Origin of the sequence: Kordia sp. (genome assembly GCF_045105435.1) — a bacterium.
In the GTDB taxonomy this organism is placed as follows: domain Bacteria; phylum Bacteroidota; class Bacteroidia; order Flavobacteriales; family Flavobacteriaceae; genus Kordia.
The window spans coordinates 1-17168 of the sequence record NZ_JBGCDL010000053.1; the positions used below are offsets into that span (position 1 = coordinate 1).

Annotated in this window: 13 protein-coding genes and 1 pseudogene; 10 read left to right on the forward strand and 4 right to left on the reverse strand. The window is 34.2% G+C overall.

Annotated elements, in window-relative coordinates; all coding sequences use genetic code 11:
* Window positions 1-321: 321 nt before the first annotated feature.
* On the reverse strand, window positions 322-957 hold the full coding sequence (locus tag AB8B65_RS02435) for a peroxiredoxin-like family protein (RefSeq protein ID WP_405299224.1): 636 nt from the start codon (window positions 955-957) through the stop codon (window positions 322-324).
* A gap of 211 nt (window positions 958-1168) precedes the next feature.
* On the opposite strand from AB8B65_RS02435, the gene AB8B65_RS02440 reads away from it, so the two are divergent.
* On the forward strand, window positions 1169-3679 hold the full coding sequence (locus AB8B65_RS02440; protein ID WP_405299225.1) for a T9SS type A sorting domain-containing protein: 2511 nt from the start codon (window positions 1169-1171) through the stop codon (window positions 3677-3679).
* A 50-nt stretch (window positions 3680-3729) separates the two neighbouring features.
* Entirely contained in the window at window positions 3730-4092 is a 363-nt protein-coding gene (locus AB8B65_RS02445; RefSeq protein ID WP_405299227.1) for a hypothetical protein, read from the forward strand.
* A 501-nt stretch (window positions 4093-4593) separates the two neighbouring features.
* Here the strand turns inward: AB8B65_RS02445 and AB8B65_RS02450 are convergent.
* Window positions 4594-6570: pseudogene (locus tag AB8B65_RS02450) on the reverse strand (thiamine pyrophosphate-dependent enzyme).
* 254 nt (window positions 6571-6824) lie between these two features.
* Between AB8B65_RS02450 and AB8B65_RS02455 the strand changes: the two are divergent.
* From AB8B65_RS02455 to AB8B65_RS02480, 6 genes are all read left to right on the forward strand, one after another.
* On the forward strand, window positions 6825-7775 hold the full coding sequence (locus AB8B65_RS02455; RefSeq protein WP_405299229.1) for an isopenicillin N synthase family dioxygenase: 951 nt from the start codon (window positions 6825-6827) through the stop codon (window positions 7773-7775).
* Between the two features lie 110 nt (window positions 7776-7885).
* Entirely contained in the window at window positions 7886-8233 is a 348-nt protein-coding gene (locus tag AB8B65_RS02460; protein WP_405299230.1) for a translation initiation factor, read from the forward strand.
* On the forward strand, window positions 8234-9163 hold the full coding sequence (locus tag AB8B65_RS02465; protein ID WP_405299231.1) for a DUF1835 domain-containing protein: 930 nt from the start codon (window positions 8234-8236) through the stop codon (window positions 9161-9163).
* Window positions 9156-10025 carry a nucleoside phosphorylase gene (locus AB8B65_RS02470; RefSeq protein ID WP_405299233.1) on the forward strand — a complete coding sequence of 290 codons (870 nt, stop codon included), beginning with the start codon at window positions 9156-9158 and terminating at the stop codon, window positions 10023-10025. The genes AB8B65_RS02465 and AB8B65_RS02470 overlap by 8 nt, the downstream gene beginning before the upstream one ends.
* Window positions 10026-10035: 10 nt before the next feature.
* A complete protein-coding gene (locus AB8B65_RS02475) occupies window positions 10036-10890 on the forward strand; it encodes a substrate-binding domain-containing protein (protein ID WP_405299235.1) in 855 nt (284 codons plus the stop codon).
* A 338-nt stretch (window positions 10891-11228) separates the two neighbouring features.
* Entirely contained in the window at window positions 11229-11387 is a 159-nt protein-coding gene (locus AB8B65_RS02480; RefSeq protein ID WP_405299236.1) for a hypothetical protein, read from the forward strand.
* Window positions 11388-11719: 332 nt separating this feature from the next.
* On the opposite strand, the gene AB8B65_RS02485 is transcribed toward AB8B65_RS02480, so the two are convergent.
* On the reverse strand, window positions 11720-12385 hold the full coding sequence (locus AB8B65_RS02485) for a uracil-DNA glycosylase (protein ID WP_405299237.1): 666 nt from the start codon (window positions 12383-12385) through the stop codon (window positions 11720-11722).
* Window positions 12386-12501: 116 nt separating this feature from the next.
* Here AB8B65_RS02485 and AB8B65_RS02490 point away from each other — a divergent pair, with 116 nt between their 5' ends.
* Complete coding sequence (locus tag AB8B65_RS02490; RefSeq protein ID WP_405299238.1) at window positions 12502-14676, forward strand: endonuclease MutS2; 2175 nt, start codon at window positions 12502-12504, stop codon at window positions 14674-14676.
* 164 nt (window positions 14677-14840) lie between these two features.
* Window positions 14841-16799 (forward strand): WG repeat-containing protein, encoded by a 1959-nt coding sequence (locus tag AB8B65_RS02495; protein WP_405299240.1) that lies wholly within the window; start codon window positions 14841-14843, stop codon window positions 16797-16799.
* Here the strand turns inward: AB8B65_RS02495 and AB8B65_RS02500 are convergent, their stop codons facing one another.
* Entirely contained in the window at window positions 16800-17135 is a 336-nt protein-coding gene (locus AB8B65_RS02500; protein WP_405299242.1) for a tRNA-binding protein, read from the reverse strand.
* Between the last annotated feature and the right edge of the window lie 33 nt (window positions 17136-17168).

Sequence of the window (17168 nt, forward strand, 5' to 3'; positions counted from 1 at the left end):
TAAACTTACAGTCATCCAAACCTTAAAATCCATTCTTCCATGTTCAAAGGGACGAATAAAAAAGGCAAATAAAAAGATCCAAGCACTGATTAACGCGCCAATAAGCACATGCAGTTTAATGGATGGGTTTAGTTGTTTCATACTGTAAAAATAACAATGTTCTTAAAAATAGACATTCATATTTATACTTTGTTACATACCAACCTGCATTTTTTTATAATTTAATTCTAGAAAAATAAGTATCTCATTCATAATCAAACAAAAAAAGAGATTACACAAATAGTATTGCACAATCTCTTTCTGTAACCAATTAAATATTTTCTACAAAGCTGCCAAAATATCCTGCGGATCGGCACGTAACTTATAATCTTCTTCTAAAAAGTGATATGAAATTGTTCCATCTTGTTCAACAACATAGGTTGCAGCTATTGGCAACTCTTGCTTTTCATTTCCTTGATTTGTATCTAAATAGATTCCGAATTTTTTATACAATTCTTGCAAATCGGAAGGTAATTTATAGACCAAATTCAGACTGCGAGCTACTTTCATATCAATATCAGACAACACTTCAAAAGTCAATTCGTTCTTTTCTTTCGTTGTCAATGAATTATCTGGCGTTTCAGGTCCAATCAAAATCAACTTTGCTCCTTTTGCTTCAAAATCAGGAACTGCTTGTTGTAATGCACGCAATTGAATATTGCAATATGGACACCAATTTCCGCGATAAAAAGCAATAATTACTTTCTGATCTTTTAATATATCTTGAATTCGTATTTCATTTCCCAACGCATTTCCTAAGCTAATTTCCGGAAGCGTATCGCCTGTTTTAAAAGCATTGACTATCATAGCAGAAGCCACCAAATCATCAATGGCTTTCTTCATAATAACTTGTGCTTCTCCTGGATGACGCTGCGCACTTGCGTTTGCAAATTTTTGTAATTCTATAGTTAAACTCATTTTCAATCTTTAATTTGTCTTTTAGACATTAAAACTTCATGAAAATTACAGAATTCTCAAAATAATTCACAAATAACTAACAGTCAATACAATATATTTTATACTTAAAAACAATTTATAACTATTTACTGTTAAAAAGTAGGGTGTTTTATTAATGGACTGTTTTAAGAGCAAAGAAATTGTTAAACAACCGTAAACTAAACCATTCCCTATGAAAAGGAAAAACTACCTTGCTTTGGCAGGAATTACTATTCTTGGTTTTTCTGCTAATATTCAAGCACAAAATTATCGGTCTGCTACACTAAATGAAAACAATAATTACTTTGAAATTGTTGCGCAAGAAAATCAAGTACTTGCACCAATTAGAGGAAACGAAGACAGAAAAAGCAGAAAACAAATCAAACAATTTGAGCGTTGGGCAGCTTTCTGGAAAGATCGTGTTTTACCTAACGGACGTTTCATGTCTGCAGCACACACCGCAAACTTATGGGTTTCCGAACGCGCACGTCATCAAGAAGCAATTGCAAACAGTGAAAGTGTTGCTTCCGTAAATTGGAGTTTATTAGGACCAACAACGTTTCCTATATCAAATATTGGTTTTTACCCTGGAATGGGACGTTTAAATACCGTCGCTTTCGCGGGAAATGATACAAATACAATGTATGTTGGCGCACCAGGCGGAGGCGTTTGGAAAACAACTGATAACGGCGCAAACTGGACAGCTCAAGGAGATGAATTTCCAAATATGGGAATTTCTGACATTGTCATCAATCCAACAAATACAAACATTGTTTATGCTGCAACTGGTGATGCAGATGGTGTGCAAAACAGATCAGTTGGCGTATTAAAAACGACTGATGGCGGTACAAACTGGAACACAACAGGATTGACATTTACGTTAGGGCAAAATGATATTATTAGTAAATTACTAATTGATCCAAACAATCCAGATACCGTTTTTGCTACAACTAGAAACAGTATCAAAAGAACAACTGATGGCGGAATTACTTGGACAGACGCATTTACACAAAACAACGCTCGTTTTAATGATATTCAATATAAAATTGGCAGCAATACCATATTATTTGCAACTTCAAGAACAGGACGTTTTTACAGATCAAGCGATAATGGCGTAAACTGGGCACAAGTTTCTAGTCCTACTTTCAATCGTTTAGATCTTGCATTAACTGAAGCAAATGCAAACTTAATTTTAAGTATTGATTCTAATGGACGCATCCGAAGATCAACAGATGATGGTGATACATGGACACAAATTTCAAACATTGGCGGATTTACCTCACAAGGCGGATACAATATAACATTGGCAATTTCCCCATTAGATGAAAATCTAATCTTAGCCGGCGGTGTTGATGGTTGGCGTTCTTCTGATGGCGGACAAAACTGGGAAAAATACCTTGATGGCTATTGGACAGCTGGAAACCCTTATTTCTATGTGCATTCTGATCATCACGATATGAAATTTGTACCTGGAACCAACATGGCAATATCTGTAAATGATGGTGGAATTTTTATGGGAAATGCGCAACTTGATAATGCTTGGGCAGATTTATCTTCTGGAATTGCCATTACACAATACTATAACGTTTCTGGAACGCCACAAAACGCAAATTTATTAATTGCAGGAGCCCAAGACAACGATATCGGGCAATTTGATGGAACTGATTGGATTGGTAGAAATCCTGGAAGTGATGGCGTTGAAGGTTTATGGGATTACTCAAACAGTGATATTGCTTGGACGTGTAGTCAAGCTGGAACCATGTTTAGAACTACTAATGGTTTTGCAAGTTCTCAGTTTATTCCTACACCAAACGGTGCGCCATTTATATGGGAATTGGAAATTCACCCAACTATTCCAACTACAATCTACGGAGGTTTTGGTGATATTTACAGATCTACAGATCGCGGAAATAATTGGACAAACTTAAACTCAAATGTTGGTAGTGTTGAGTTTATCTCAATCGCTCCCTCCAATCCGAATGTTATTTATGTTTCTGGTGGAAATGTGGTAAGAAGAACGGATGATGGTGGTACATTTTGGACAACACTCAATTTACCACAAGGTGGAAACGTAAAAAGTATTGAAGTCAATGCTACAAATCCAGCGGAAGTATATATTGCCTATTCTGGATATCAAGCAGGAAAAGTATACAAATCTACCAATAGTGGATTTGCTTGGACAGATATTACAGGGAGTTTACCAAACATTCCAACACACAAAATTTTATACAAAACAGGCACAACCGATGGCGAATTGTTTTTAGCAACTGATTTAGGTGTGTATTACAGAACAGATTCTGTTGGCGACTGGGTAAAGTTAGGACAAGGTTTGCCAAATGTAATTGTAAATGATATTGAAATCCATTATGCAACCGAAAAACTACGAGCAGCTACGTATGGTCGTGGCGTTTGGGAAGTTTCTGTAGACGAAACCTCTTTATCAATTGAGGAGAATCAATTGGCTTCAAACGCGGTTCAAGTATATCCTAATCCGACAGTAAATAAAAACTTTACCATCAAACTAAATAATCTTTCAGGCGACACCAATGTATTAGTCTATAATTTAATTGGTTCTGTTGTAAAACAAATAAAAACGAATTCCGCTGAAGAAAAAATCGATTTAACTGGCTATGCTGGCGGTTTATACTTCGTTAAAATTACGAATGACGGAAAAAGTTTAACAAAGAAAATTATTGTTAATTAATGAAGCGGTTTTTGATTGTTTTGATATTGTGTATACTCACGCTAAATATAATGGCTTGTGAAGGTATTAAGCTGATAACTTCTAAAAAACAAACCGTTGTACAAGGTTTCAAAACGTCAAAATCGCACACTAAGTATCTTTTTGAGATAGCACTAAATAACACTGTTGATATACAAATTGACAGTGTTATTGTTTTTAATTCAGATCGCTGTCTGAAAGTAAATCATTACCTATCAAAAAGTACAAATCAAAAGAAATTAACATTGCAAGCTTCCTTACACGAAGGAAACTATGAAGTACTAAAAGATTGTAATAGTTCCGCTGAAAAAGTTGTGATTCATTACAAAGTCAATAATAAAAATAGAAAACTAAAAGTCTCCTCTTTTAAAGAAGAAACTGTAACACGAAGATAATTTGTTTACACACTATTCACTATTTAATATGTAAAATCCTGACGTTAGGGCACGTCAGGATTTTTTTATGCCTAATATATTTATTGTGAATGTAGTCCAAAAGCATTTCGACTGCGCTCAATATGACATCTAAAAATCTAAGAGCAAAGCAATACTAAAGCGAAGCGTAACTAAGAGCGTAAGCAAGTCTAAGAGATTCCCGTTTACACGGGAACGAGTCTAAAAAGCAAAGCGAGTCTAATTCAATTTGTTAATTTGGTGATTCGTCAATTTGTAAATAAAATTTCATGCAAAAAGTTATTTACTAAAATACCAAGAGCAAAGCTATTCTCGATACAATTTTCTTCATTCCATTACGAAAATCACTCGAATTGACGTTTTGAAATCCTAAAGTGTTTGTGAATTCTACCAAAATACCAAGAGCGAAGCGATCTAAGAGGTGAAGCCGATCTAAAAGCGTCAGCGATCAAAGAGCGATAGCGATCTAAAAGCAACGCGAGTCTAATAATCCAACAAATCTTTCAAAGCTTCTTCAAATTCATTTTTAGCTAAATACTGTTGTTCCAATCCTTGATCGAACGGAATTGGCGTTTCCATACTTGCCAAACGTTTTACAGGCGCATCAAGCTGCTCAAAACAGTTTTCCATAATTAATGCCGAAATATCACTTGAAATACTTCCAAATAATGAATCTTCTTGCAAAATAATCGCTTTTCCTGTTTTCTTGACAGAAGTATAAATTGCTTCCGTATCTAACGGTTGAAGCGAACGTAAATCGATCAAATCGGCAGAAATATTTGGGTTTTGCTCCAATGTATTCAATGCCCAATGAACTGCTGCTCCATACGTGATAATGGTAATAGCTGTTCCTTCTTTCAATAAAGAAGCTTTTCCTAAAGGCAAGGTGTAATAATCTGTTGGTACATCTTGGTACACGCTTCTATACAAAGCTTTGTGTTCAAAAAACAACACAGGATTCGGATCGTTAATTGCAGTTGCTAACAAACCTTTTGCATCATACGGAAATGCAGGATATACTACTTTTAAACCTGGTGTTTTGGTAAACCAAGCTTCATTTGTTTGTGAATGAAAAGGTCCTGCGCCAACTCCTGCACCTCAAGGCATTTTTATTACAATATCTGCATTTTGATTTCAGCGATAGTGTGATTTTGCTAATAAATTTACAATCGGATTGAATCCGCTTGAAACAAAATCAGCAAATTGCATTTCCATCACTGCTTTCATTCCGTTTACAGAAAGTCCGTACGCAGCGGACACAATTGCAGATTCGCAAATTGGTGTATTGCGAACACGATCTTTTCCAAACAGATTTATAAAGTCGTTCGTAATTTTAAAAACGCCACCATATTCAGCGACATCTTGTCCCATGATAATTAAATCATCATGCTTTTCCATTGATTGTTTCAAACCTTCAGAAACGGCATCTACGAAACGTATGTTTTCATTTTTAGTGCTTGGCGTAACTTCTTCATATATTGAATCTTGATACACATCATTTAACTCTTTACTTTTAGTTGATGTGATTTTATCTTCATCAAAAGCGCGTTGTAAATTTTCATTGATTTCAGCAGAAATTTCAGCTTTAAAAACGTCATCAATCTGTGTCGTTAACAAACCTTCAAACAATAGAAAATTACGGTAGGTATCTATTGGATCTTTCTCAGCCCAAGCATCCATTAATTCCTTCGGGACGTATTTTGTTCCACTTGCTTCTTCGTGTCCGCGCATGCGAAACGTTTTAAATTCTAATAAAATCGGTCTTGGATTTTCGCGAATGCTATCTGCCAATTCAGAAACTTTCGAATATACTTCCAACACATTGTTTCCATCAATTACATGCGATTCCATTCCGTACCCTTTGCCTCTATCTGCCAAATCTTCGCAATTATATTGCTCACTTGTTGGCGTAGACAGTCCGTAACCATTATTTTCGATACAGAATAAAACGGGCAAACTCCATACAGAAGCAACATTCAATGCTTCGTGAAAATCACCTTCACTTGTTCCGCCTTCACCTGTAAATACCGCACATGCGTGTTTATTTTCTTTTAACTTATTTGCTAAGGCAATTCCGCTTGCCACACCTAATTGCGGACCTAAATGCGAAATCATTCCCACAATATTAAACTCTTGCGTACCAAAGTGAAAACTACGATCGCGTCCTTTTGTAAAGCCATTTGCTTTTCCTTGCCATTGCGAAAACAAACGATACAACGGAATTTCTCGCGTAGTAAATACACCTAAATTTCGGTGCATTGGCAAAATGTATTCGTCTTTTGCAAGTGAAGAAGTTACGCCGACGGCAATAGCTTCCTGTCCAATTCCGCCAAACCATTTTGAGATTTTTCCTTGACGTAGGAGAATTAACATCTTCTCCTCTATCATTCTCGGTTTCAGCATTTTCTTGTATAGTTCGATCAACGTTTCGTCGGTCAAATTTCCTTTTTTATATAGCATTGGTTCTTCTGTGGTTGGCATTGATTGCATTACATTTATTAGATATTCAAAAATCAAGAAAAAAAACGGTTCATCAAAACACAAAAGGATAATTTTTGAAATTGTTAATAACTCTCTTTTTGCAACCGTATATTTTTAGCTACATTTGTAAAAACAAGCCTTTAACGGCAATAAAGTTATTAACAATTGGTTTTTACTAGCAACACCTTAAATTGCCAGAAACCATGAGTTTATTTAAAAATAAATAAAAACACATGAAAAATATTCCAAGCGTAGATCTTACCGATTTTTTATCTGACGATCCTAAAAGAAAACAAAAGTTTATTGACGAAATAGGAAAAGCATACGAAGACATTGGTTTTGTGGCACTTAAAGGACATTTTTTAAGCAATACTTTGGTTGATAATTTATACGAAGAAATCAAACAATTTTTTACGTTGCCCGTAGAAACGAAAAGCAAATATGAAATTGAAGGTATTGGCGGACAACGCGGATATGTTTCTTTTGGAAAAGAAAGTGCCAAAGGAAGAAAAGTAGGCGATTTAAAAGAATTTTGGCATTTTGGTCAATATGTAGAAGATAATGACGTCCTAAAAGCGGAATATCCAGACAATGTAGAAGTTACAGAGTTGTCTAATTTTAATGCTGTTGGAAAAGAAACATTCCAAATGCTTGAAAAAACAGGCGTATACGTATTAAGAGCGTTGGCTTTGTATGTAGGTTTGGATGAATTTTATTTTGATAATTTCATTAAGAATGGAAATAGCATTTTACGTCCTATTCACTATCCACCAATTACAAGTGAACCAAAAAATGCGGTTCGTGCAGCTGCGCATGGAGACATTAATTTAATTACTTTATTAATGGGCTCACATGGAAAAGGATTGCAAGTACAACGCAACGATGGCGAATGGCTTGATGCAATTGCTGAACCAGATGAATTGGTTATAAATGTTGGTGATATGTTATCGCGCCACACAAATAATAAACTAAAATCTACGATACATAGAGTTGTAAATCCGCCAAGAGAACTTTGGGGAACATCGCGCTACTCTATTCCTTTCTTTATGCATCCTATTAGTGAAATGCCTTTGGATTGTTTAGATAATTGTATCGACGAAAATAATCCGAAACAATATGATGATATTACCGCGGGTGATTTTCTAAATCAGCGTTTAGTTGAATTGGGATTGATCAAAAAGTAACTAAATACCATTCAAAAATATTTCCACAACACTGATGGCGATTGCTATTGGTGTTATTTTTTGACAAAAAGTAGGTGATTTTTTATATATTCACTTCATAAATACAATATATGGCAAAGAAAAAACTCGGTTTGGAAGATTTAGGAGGATTTGTATTCTCTACCAACGATGATTTTGAGTTAGAAAACGAAACTGTAGCAGAAACACGCAGCCCAAAAGAACAATATTTAGAAGCGCATTTTAGCAACAAAGGTCGCGGCGGAAAAGTAGTCACCGTTATTAAAGGCTTTGTTGGTACTGAAGATGATTTAAAAGCTTTAGGAAAACTATTAAAGGTAAAATGTGGTGTTGGCGGAAGTGTTAAGGACAATGAAATTATTATTCAAGGAAATTATAGAGATAAAATTGTACAAATTCTTGAAAAAGAAAATTACAATGTAAAACGCATTGGTGGATAAATGCAACAACAAACCCTACATATTTTAAATGGCGATAGTTTAACGCCAAGACTAGCAGAAATTGAAGTTACTGACGATCAATTGGTATGGCGTGAAATGCTGTGCGAAGGAAAAACGAGTTATGACTTAGCGTCAGAAACATTCAAACAGCAACGCATTTCGTATTTGACACCTTACGGAGCTAACGAAAAAACGTATGTCGATTCATTTTTGAATCCGTTATTAAACACCGATTTTTCAAAATATACTACTATTGTTGTTTGGTTTGAATACGATTTGTTCTGTCATATTAATATGATGGCAGCTTTGAGTTTCTTAAAACAATCGAAATTTTCAGGTAAAATCTACTTGGTTTGTAGTGGTTGGATTGAAAATGATCCGAATTTAAAAGGTTTAGGCGAACTTTCAGACGTGCAACTAAAGGAACATTACAACCAAAAGATTGAGTTGACAAGAGCTGATATTGAATTGGCAGACATACTGTGGAAATTGTATTGTACGAACGATCATATCAGATTTAAAAAATTCGTTACCATATCATCTTCGTTTCCATACCTTTCTAACTGTATAAACGCGCATTTGAAACGATTCCCAGATGTTTCTAGCGGATTGAATGTACTAGAAAAGCACATTTTAAAAATAATTCACAAAGAAGAAATAAAAAATACACGACAACTTACAGGATACATTATACAATATCAAGGATATTTTGGTTTTGGCGATTTGCAAATAACACGCATAATTGAAAAACTATCGGACTTTTTTACTGTAAAATCGGAACGATTAGTACTAAATAGAGAAGGATTGTTGGCAATAGATGGCTTGAAAAGTTTTTACAACAAACTTTCGGACGACACTTTTTTTGGCAATTGCAGTAAATATGAATATTGTTACCATCCATCCAAACAAATATTGACAAAACATGAATAAAATAGCAGCATCCGAACTCATTATAAATCCTGATGGAAGTATTTACCACTTAAATATACTTCCCGAAGACATTGCGCCATTAATTATTACGGTTGGCGATCCCGATCGTGTAAGTGCAGTAAGTAACTATTTTGATACGATTGAAGTTAAAAAAGCCAAACGCGAATTTGTAACACATACAGGAACACTGCGTGGAAAACGTATTTCTGTCATTTCTACAGGAATTGGAACTGATAATATTGATATTGTGTTTAATGAATTGGATGCGCTTGTAAATGTTGATTTTGCTTCGCGAACCGTCAAAAATGAGTTTACTTCTTTAGATATTGTGCGAATTGGAACTTCAGGCTCAATTCAAGAAAATATTCCTGTAGATAGCTTCTTAATCAGCGATTACGCCATTGGTTTTGATAGTTTATTACACTTTTATGAAAGCGATCATGTATTAGATTCTGCACTTTCTGAAGCTTTTATACAACAAACCAATTGGTCTTCTAAAAAATCAGATCCGTATGTTGTGAAAGGGAATCAACAATTAATCGACCAATTAGCGTCCGAACAAACTGTACTTGGATTTACAGCTACCAATGTTGGTTTTTATGGACCGCAAAGTCGCAAAATAAGATTAAACGTGCAAGACGAAGACTTAAATGACAAGCTTGCCACATTTAATCATAACAATAAAAAAATAACAAATCTAGAAATGGAAACTGCCGGTATATACGGATTAGCAAATCTATTAGGACATCGTGCGGTTTCTATGAATGCTATTATTGCAAATCGTCCGCTTGGCGAGTTTAGCAATACACCTAAAGAAACTGTTGATCAATTAATTCAGTACACTTTAGGTAAATTAGTATAAAAATGTCCCTATGAAAAAAATTAATATTGGAGGTGTTCCTGAACATTTCAACTTAGCTTGGTATTTAACACTCAAAGAACGTGCTTACGAAAAAGAAGGCATCAACTTGCGTTGGAAAGATTATCCAGGCGGAACTGGTGCGATGTGTAAAGCACTTCGGAATAAAAAAATTGACATTGCTGTTATACTTACGGAAGGAATTATAAAAGATATCATTGCCGGAAATCCTGCTAAAATTATACAAACGTATGTGCAATCGCCTCTAATTTGGGGAATTCACGTTGCAGCAGAAGCAACCTATAATACAATTGAAGATTTAGAAGGTACAAAAGCCGCTATTAGTCGCTACGGTTCTGGTTCACATTTAATGGCGTATATCAATGCGGAAAATAATGGTTGGGACACTGATAATTTAGGTTTTGAAGTCATTAACAACTTAGAAGGAGCTATTGACGGGCTTAATAAAGGAAAAGGCGATTATTTTATGTGGGAACATTTTACCACAAAGCCATTGGTAGATCAAGGCATATTTAAACGTGTAGCTGATTGTCCTACGCCTTGGCCATGTTTTGTCATTGCAGTTCGCTCAGAATTATTAGAAGAAGATGAAGAAACTGTAAAAACGGTTTTAAATATTATTAACGAAATGACTGCTAAGTTTAAAGACTTACCGAATATCGACGAACGGATTGCTGCACGCTACGAACAACAACTAGAAGATGTACAAAAATGGTTGTCATTAACCGAATGGAGTCAAGAAATTATAGACGAAAAGACCATTCATAAAGTACAAGATAAACTCCTCAGTTTGGACATTATTCCCGAAAAATGGAACTATAAAGACCTGACACACAAAATCATATAAAAAAACGCAACTTAGTAAGTTGCGTTTTTTTTATGACTTATTTATTATACTATTTATAATCTACATATAATAGTACACGTATAACTACCTGTTTTCTTAGGGGCTTTTTCCCCTTTTTAACAGGGGCTAATTGTCGGTGAATGGTGTTTTTCACCCTGTGAATCGACAAAAAAGAGCGTTTTTGTGTCATTTAACGAGAATTTGAACAGCTAAACGATTAAATGTTTCGATTACGTGTCGACATACTACATTTGATATCAGAAAGCAATAAGGGCAAAAAAGTTGTTTTCTAAAAAAACCAATTTATCAGATTATTAACATTACAACTACTTACAATTATGAAAAAATCAATCTTATTACTAGCAGCAGCAGGATTATTATTAGCATCATGTGGATCTAACTGCATGGGTAAAGGAGTTAACTTTGCTGACACAGATGACGCAAAAGAAAACTACATTATGACTGCAGAAGACGCTTCTTGTGTAGAAGTATACTAATTAGACACTATCCAATTATATATATAAAAGGTTACATTATTTTACTGTGACCTTTTTTTTATGCCTTTTATTTAACAACAAGTACTTAGCGTCAAAAGGTTATTAAACCTTACATTCAAGTAAAAAAAAGTTTATTGATTGATTTGAATTTCATAATTAATCATTTTTCTTAAGAAACAGATTGCCACGTATTTTTTTAAAATACTCGCAAAGACGTTTCGTTAGAAGTTTACATACAAAAGCTAGTCTACAAAATGCTGAAACACAAGAGTGAGAAAAGTCTAAAAGGCGAAGCGATCTAACAGGCGAAACCGATCTGCAAGCAAAGCGAGCTACCATCGAATTCCTTCAATACGTTGACTTACCAAATAATCATTACATTGACTAAAGTGCTTATTATCAAACCAATATCCGCGATTTGCACTTAGTGGTGACGGATGACCAGATGTCAATACATAATGCTTGCTATTATCAACCTTTGCTCCTTTTTTCTTAGCATAACCGCCCCAAAGTAAAAAGACAACGTTCTCTTTTTTCTCAGAAATCACTTTAATAACAGCATCTGTAAACGTTTCCCAACCTTTCTTTTGATGACTTCCTGCTTGATGCGCACGAACCGTTAACGTTGCATTTAACAACAATACACCTTGTTTTGCCCAGCGTTCTAAATTTCCACTTTCTGGCGGAGCAATAGCAATATCTCGCTTAATTTCTTTAAAAATATTTTGTAAAGATGGCGGATGTGGAATACCATCATTTACGGAAAAACACAATCCGTTTGCTTGTCCTTCACCATGATATGGATCTTGCCCAATAATCACTACTTTCAAACGATGAAACGGACAATGGTCAAAAGCGGCAAAAATAGCTGTCCCATTTGGGAAACATTGATGTGCTGTATATTCAGATTTTACAAAAGCAGACAATTCCTTAAAATATGGTTTCTCAAATTCATCTTGTAAGTGAAATTTCCAGCTGTCTTCAATTTTTACATTCATAATTTCAGTTTTTCGTCATGTTGAAATTCATTTCAAAATCAACATATAAATAAGTACCTTTGCAATCGGTTAAAAATTTGTACTATCAAGCAAATTTAAAGTAAGCCAAATTTACAATGATTAAAATACATTCCAAAACATTAGATGATTTAGAGTTTGAAGCTGTTTTACAACAAGTTTCAGAACATGCTGTTACTACGTATGGAAAACAGAAGATTAACAGTATGCAACCGTTTCAGGATAAAGATATACTACTTACAAATCTTGCATACGTAAATGAATATTTAGCATCTTTTGAGAACGAAAACGTAATTCCAAATCACGGATTTGAAGGAATAGCATTGGAAATTAAATTATTAGCCATTGAAAATAGCTTTTTGGAAATTCAAGGGTTTCGAAAAATATCAGCAATCTCTAGTGCTGTTAACTTATTAATTAAGTTTTTTAAGAAGTTTCAAGAATACTACCCAACCTTACAATCGCGTGCAGAACGTATTGAGTTCACCAAAGTATTAATTACAGAAATTGACACTGTAATCAATCGTTTTGGAGAAGTGAAAGATACAGCTTCATCTGAATTGGCACGCATTCGACGTGGAATTTTAAGCATTCGCGGGAAAATAAATCAGAGTTTTTCTTCTGCCTTGAGCAGATATAATCAAGCAGATTATTTAGATGAAATTCGTGAAACCGTAGTTGATAATCGTAGAGTTTTAGCTGTAAAAGCCATGTATCGTCGAAAAGTAAAAGGCGCTATTATGGGGAATTCTAAAACAGGAAGTATTGTGTATATTGAGCCAGAAACTACGCTGCAATATTCACGAGAATTGTCCAATTTAGAATATGAAGAAAAAGAAGAAGTTACGCGCATTTTAAAAGAACTAACAGATTTTACACGTCCTTTTGCACCACTTTTGTCAGCATATCAAGACTTTTTAAGCGATTTGGACGTCAGTTACGCGAAAGCAAAATATGCCGATTCTATGGATGCTATTTTGCCTGAAATTTCAGAAAAGCGCGAATTATTTTTGAAAGATGCCTATCATCCACTACTCTATTTAACGAATAAAGAACGAAACGAAAAAACATATCCGCAAACCATTGAACTCAGTAGCGATAATAGAATTATTGTGATTTCTGGACCAAATGCAGGCGGAAAAAGTATCACACTTAAAACAATTGGTTTATTACAATTAATGTTACAAAGTGGCATGTTAGTGCCTGTACATGAACGCAGTAAAATGTGTTTGTTTGAGCGAATTTTGACAGATATCGGAGACGGACAATCTATTGAAAATCATCTAAGTACATACAGTTATCGTTTAAAACAGATGAATTACTTTTTAAAGAAGTGTAATAACAAAACGCTATTTTTAATTGATGAATTTGGTACAGGAAGTGATCCTGAATTGGGTGGCGCTTTGGCAGAAACATTTTTAGAAGTTTTTTATGAGCGAGAAGCTTTTGGAATTATTACCACACACTACTCCAACTTAAAATTGCTTGCCAACGAATTGCCGTATGCAACCAATGCAAACATGATGTTTGACCGCAAAACCTTGTTGCCAATCTATCAATTAGCATTGGGACAAGCAGGAAGTTCGTTTACGTTTGAAGTGGCACAAAAAAATGGAATTCCGTATAGTTTAATTAACAGAGCAAAGAAGAAAATTGAACGCGGAAAAGTACGTTTTGATGCTACCATTGCAAAGCTTCAAAAAGAACGTAGCGCTATGGAAAAAACTTCTAAATTACTACGTGAAGAAGAAATTAGAGCGCGCGAAGAAAACGAACGTTTGGAAGCTTTAAATACCAAAACAAAGTCAAAACTAGAGAGCTATCAACAGTTGTACGATCATGACAAACGCATGATTCATTTAGGGAATAAAATCAATGAAATTGCCGATCGTTATTTCGATAATAAAAAGAAACGTCCGTTGATTTCTGAATTTTTACGTATTGTAGAGACTGAAAATTCGAAACGTAAAAAACAATCTGTCAAAGAGAAAAAAATACAGCAAGTAAAGCAGAAAGAAGCTAAAAAGGAAGTCATTAAAAAAGTAGCGGTTATTCGTGAAGAAAAGAAAGTTGAGAAGAAAAAAGCGGCAAAAAAAGAAGCTTTAAAACCAAAACCTATTTTAAAAATTGGCGATCGTGTTCGCATGCATGATGGAAAAGCTGTGGGAACTATTGACAGTTTGGAAAGAGGAAAAGCAACTGTAAACTACGGACTTTTTACGACTACAATTTCTGTAGATCAATTGGAATTAGTTGAAGCTAAGAAGAAGTAGTTGTTAGAAAATATGTTTTATCAATTTAAAATTCAACATTTAACTTTTATAATTCCATAGAAACTCATTCAAAAGCATCTTTTACGAATTCAATTGACTAACATACTAAGTACTCTTATTCTTCCGTTTGTATTTTAGATAGATTTATCTAAAAACTAAAAACCATGAAATATTTTCTAATTGTATTTTTTTCTTTTTGCATCAGTATTCCAATCCAAGCACAATCTGAAAGTAAGTTGCAAAAAACAATGTTCAGAATCGTTGAGAATGATTTATGGGGCTACATAGACATAAACGGAAAAACAGTGATTGAACCGCAATTTGCTGAAGCAGGCTACTTTGTAGATGACTTAGCAATGGTTGTTAAAAACGGAAGATTTGGATTTATTGATCCCAAAGGAACCTTTGTTATTCCTGCTAAATATGATATGGGTGCACGTTTTTTTGATGGCGCTGCTAGAATGTATATCAATGAAAAGCCTCATTATATAGATACGAAAGGTAAACTCTTATTTGAGCACGATTTTAAGGAAATTCATTTTTTCTCAGATAGCGGATATGCTGTTGTACAAACAAAAGATAACTACAAAGGATTGATTGACCGCAAAGGAAACATCATCATAAAACCTATATATGATACATTAATTTTCTTTGAAAACGATGATGTTGTTATTGCTATAAAAGAAGGAAAATATTACGGTGTTTTAGATGTAGAAGGAAATATTGTAGTTCCTTTTGAAAAGTATGATACTATTGATTATTTCATAAATGGACGTGCACATGTTCAACATTCAAGTGATGAAGAAACTGGTGAAAATGATTTTGACGGTTTTATTGATACCACAGGAAAAGTTGTTTTGAAGACTAAAAATCAACCATGGGAATTCGATTATGGAGAAGAATCTTTCTCTGAAAACTTAGGTATTGTTGAATTCTTTAAAAGAAATCCTGATAGTATCTCCGATTGGGATGAAAGACAGAAAAACACATACAAAGGAATTATTGACATAAAAGGGAACATCATAAAGAAAGATACTACTTGGTCAGAAATATCAAGTTTTAGTAAAAGTCGCGCCTTTGTAAAAAATAATACATCTGATAAGTTTCGTATAATCAATACAAAAGGAAACTATGTTGGCACAAATGAATTTGATCAATTTGCTCCTAATTTTAGGAATGAAGCGCCAGAAAATTTCTTTGAAAACGATGAAGTTTATGTTGCTGTTGATGGTTCTTGGGGAATGATTAACAGAAATGGTGAATATACTGTTCCATTATCTAAAGTATTTAGAGAGACTAATTATGATGGCTTTAGTCAAATCGGAGACTATTTAGTATACTATATAGAAAATGAAGATGGATATGCTTATGGTTTTTGTAACCTAAAGACAAACATTATCATTCCAGCAAAATACACTATTATTAATTTGGATACCTTATATGATGATTTGATACATGTAGAACAAAATGGCAAACAGTTTTATATAAATCAAAAAGGAAATATAGTATGGCAAGAAAAAACTACTCCAAACGACGGTTTAAAACCTTTTAATATTCTTGCAATGAATCGCGGATACTTTTACGCTTCTTCTCCATCAGTAGATGAACTCAATGGCTTTGGCGGTTGGGGCGGATCTGATCATACGTTTAAAAAAATTAAGAGAAAACAAAAACTACCAAAAGATACATTTGGAATTTCTGTAGATACAGAATCAATTTTACCACATTTTAAAGAATACAAAGGATATAATTTATACATATACAACACCTCCAAAGATTCTATCTTTTTCGATGCACAAGACAGTCGTTTGTATATGAATTTACAAGCAAAAAACACAAATGGTGAATGGAAAGATATTGAGTATTTGCCAAGCAGTTGGTGCGGAAATAGCTACCACAATTTATTCTTAGCTAAAAATTCGTTTTGGGAATTTACCATTCCGAAGTATGAAGGTGCTTTGAAAACAAAATTACGTGCAAAACTCCTATACAAAACAAATCATAAGGATAAAGAAAGTAAAGTTATATACAGTAATGAATTTGACGGAAGCGTGAATCCTGCTCAATTTTGGTACAAAGGTTCTTATACTCGAAGTGGCATTATGGATCCGTATAATAATTAATCACGAAATTTTCAATCCATTCGGAATTTTAGCTGAAGGTTCCATTAAAATGACATCATCGCCAGCAACAGCGCCCATAACTAAACATTCTGAAAAGAAATTTGCAATCTGTTTTTTAGGAAAGTTAACTACTGCCATAATTTGTTTTCCCAATAACTCTTCTTTTGTATAACGTTTGGTTATTTGTGCGGACGATTTACGAATTCCGATTTCGGTTCCGAAGTCAATTGTAAGCTGATACGCTGGCTTTCTGGCTTTTGGAAAATCATTCACTTCTATAATTGTTCCGATACGCATGTCCACTTTTTCAAAATCATTCCAACTTAAGTCTCCCATTGTGTTTTTTTGAGTAAATTTATGCTTTTAAAA